This window comes from Mesorhizobium sp. P2_D1, assembly GCF_056404455.1.
In genome coordinates, this window is record NZ_JBFUDZ010000118.1 from 1 (window position 1) to 2,917 (window position 2,917).

Here is a 2,917-nt window from a genome sequence, read left to right on the forward strand (position 1 = left end):
AAACGCACCAACTGGCTGCTGATCAAGCATCGCGACAAATACGCGACCGATGGCAATGGCGACGCGGTGCTGGCGCAGGACCGATCCGTCGCCTCTGGACGAAGCATGGACAAGATTGCCGCAGGAAAGGGTGTCGGACCGAAGCCATTCATGATGCAAGGCTCAGAGGTGGCCGATGCGGATGCCGTGTGGGACAGCAATCGCGGCCATGCTGCTGACGAGCGCGCTGTCAAAGCGTCAAAGCCATCTCCGCGCCCCAAACGAGCTTCTCGTGCTTCAGCGGCGGAAATGCCCGACTTCATCGCACCGCAGCTGTGCCAGACTGTTTCCCGGCCCCCAGCGGGAGCGAATTGGGTCCATGAAATCAAGTTCGACGGCTACCGCGTCCAGCTGCGTGTCGAGGATAACGCCACCACGTTGAAGACCAGAAAAGGCCTGGATTGGACGGAGAAGTTTGGTGCCATCGCAAAGGAGGCGGCCAGCCTTCCCGATGGCATCATCGATGGCGAGATTGTTGCGCTCGGCGAGAATGGTGCTCCCGATTTTGCCGCCATGCAAGCTGCCTTGTCCGAGCGCCGAACAAACGATCTCATCTTCTTTGCCTTTGATCTGTTATTCGCCAACGGCGTTGATCTGCGAAAGCTGCCTCTCTTGGAACGTAAGGAGCAGCTGAGCGCGATGCTCGGTAAGGTCGATCGCGGCGAGGACAACCTTATCCGCTATGTGGAACACTTCACCAACGGCGGTGATGCGGTGCTGCGCTCCGCCTGTCGTCTGTCGCTTGAAGGCATCATCTCCAAAAAGGCTCATGCAACCTATGTCTCGGGTAGGACCGACACCTGGGCAAAATCGAAATGCCGCGCCGGACATGAGGTCGTCATCGGCGGCTGGGCCACCACCAACGGCAAATTCCGGTCGTTGCTGGTCGGCGTCAATCGGGGCGAGCATTTCGCTTACATCGGTCGTGTCGGAACCGGATACAGCGAGGCAAAGATCAAGCAACTGCTGCCGAAGCTGAAGGAGATGCAGGCGGTCAAGTCGCCATTCACTGGCGATGGCGCGCCAAAAAAGGATTCAACCGTCTTTTGGACAAAGCCCGAACTGGTTGCGGAAATCGAATTCGCCGGCTGGACTGGCGGCGGCAATGTCAGACAGGCCGCCTTCAAAGGCTTGCGCGAAGACAAGCCCGCGAAAGAGGTTGAGGCCGAGAGACCCGCCGATCCTCAAGCGACGCAGATTGCCGAACCCGCCAAGGCTACTGCCCGGAGTGGGAAAAGCCCGGTCGTCCTGGGTGTCATCATCTCCAAGCCTGACAAGCCGCTGTGGCCGAATGCCGGCGATGATGGCCACCCGGTCACCAAGCTCGATCTTGCAGAGTACTTYGAGGCCRTTGGCCCCTGGATGATCAAACATCTCAAAGGTCGCCCCTGTTCGCTTGTCCGAGCCCCTGATGGMTACGCCGGCGAGCAGTTCTTCCAGCGCCACGCAATGCCAGGCACGTCGAATCTGCTRGARCTGGTRACAGTCTTCGGCGACCACAAGCCATATCTGCAGATTGACCGCSTTGAGGGCCTRGCTGCGATCGCYCAGATCGGRGGCCTCGAGCTGCATCCCTGGAATTGCCAGCCCGATCATCCTGAAATTCCCGGGCGACTTGTCTTCGACCTCGATCCCGGTCCGGAGGTTGCCTTTGCCGAGGTGGTAGCCGCAGCGAAGGAAATGCGCGATCGTCTCGAAGATCTGGGCTTGGTGAGCTTTTGCAAGACGACGGGCGGCAAGGGCCTGCACGTTGTCACCCCATTGGCCGCCCCGCGCAACAAAACGACATGGCCAGAGGCCAAGGCCTTCGCGAAGGCGGTGTGCATGCAAATGGCGGCGGACCGTCCAGACCTCTATCTCGTAAACATGGCCAAGAAGTTGCGGACCTCTCGGATCTTTCTCGACTACCTTCGAAATGATCGCATGGCGACAGCCGTTGCACCGCTGTCGCCCCGTGCCAGAGAGGGTGCGCCGGTATCGATGCCGCTGACATGGGGGCAGGTGAGGGCGGATCTCGATCCGAAAAGATATACCGTCCGCACCGTGCCGGGCCTCCTGAATAAGACCGTCGCTTGGGCGGACTATGATGATGGCGAACGGTCGATCAGCAGTGCCATCAAACGGATGGGTTCAGCAAAGCTCGCCGCATGACATCGAGAAATGTGAAGCCGCCGCCTTTTCGCCTTCCGTTGGATACTGCGCCGATGGAGGCAAAGGCTGCCGACGCGTTGCCTGYTAACASCGGCCAATGGCAGTACGAACCCAAATGGGACGGGTTTCGCTGTCTGGCCTTCAAAGCTGGCGATGAGGTGGACTTGCGRGCAAAATCAGGCAAGCCGCTCGGCAGATATTTTCCSGAAGTCGTCTCGATGTTGCKTGAGCTRAAAGCCASGGAATTCGTCGYYGATGGCGAGATCGTTATCGAAGTCGATGGCTCGCTTTCYTTTGACGCGCTCCAGATGCGGCTGCATCCGGCAGAAAGCAGGATTCGAAAACTGTCGATGGAAACCCCGGCCAGACTGATCTTGTTTGATATGCTGGCCGGTTCCGGTGCCAGCTTGATACATCAGCCTTTGCAGGTCCGGCGCATAGCGCTGGAAGCGTTCGTAAAGTCGGTTGAAAGTATCGGCCTTGAGTTGTCGAGCTGCACCCAGGATTTGGCGACTGCAACGAAGTGGCTCGGCGACTCGGGGCAGGGGTCAACGGACGGCGTCGTGGCCAAGCTGCTCAATGACGAATATCGGCCCGGTGAGCGCACCATGCTCAAGATCAAACCCCTACGCACTGCTGATTGCGTGGTCGGAGGGTTTCGCTACCTTGCGAACTCGCGCGAGGTCGGCTCCTTATTGCTTGGCCTCTACAATGATCAGGGCAAACT

Annotated in this window: 2 protein-coding genes; both read left to right on the top strand. The window is 59.0% G+C overall.

From position 1 onward, the window contains the following. The coding region (gene ligD, locus AC1D0I_RS32355; protein WP_477400150.1) for a DNA ligase D at positions 1 to 2,190 on the top strand (2,190 nt) is incomplete at its 5' end. Beyond that, positions 2,187 to 2,917 (top strand): ATP-dependent DNA ligase (locus AC1D0I_RS32360; RefSeq protein ID WP_477400151.1); only part of this gene is annotated, 731 nt, incomplete at its 3' end. The genes ligD and AC1D0I_RS32360, both read left to right, overlap by 4 nt.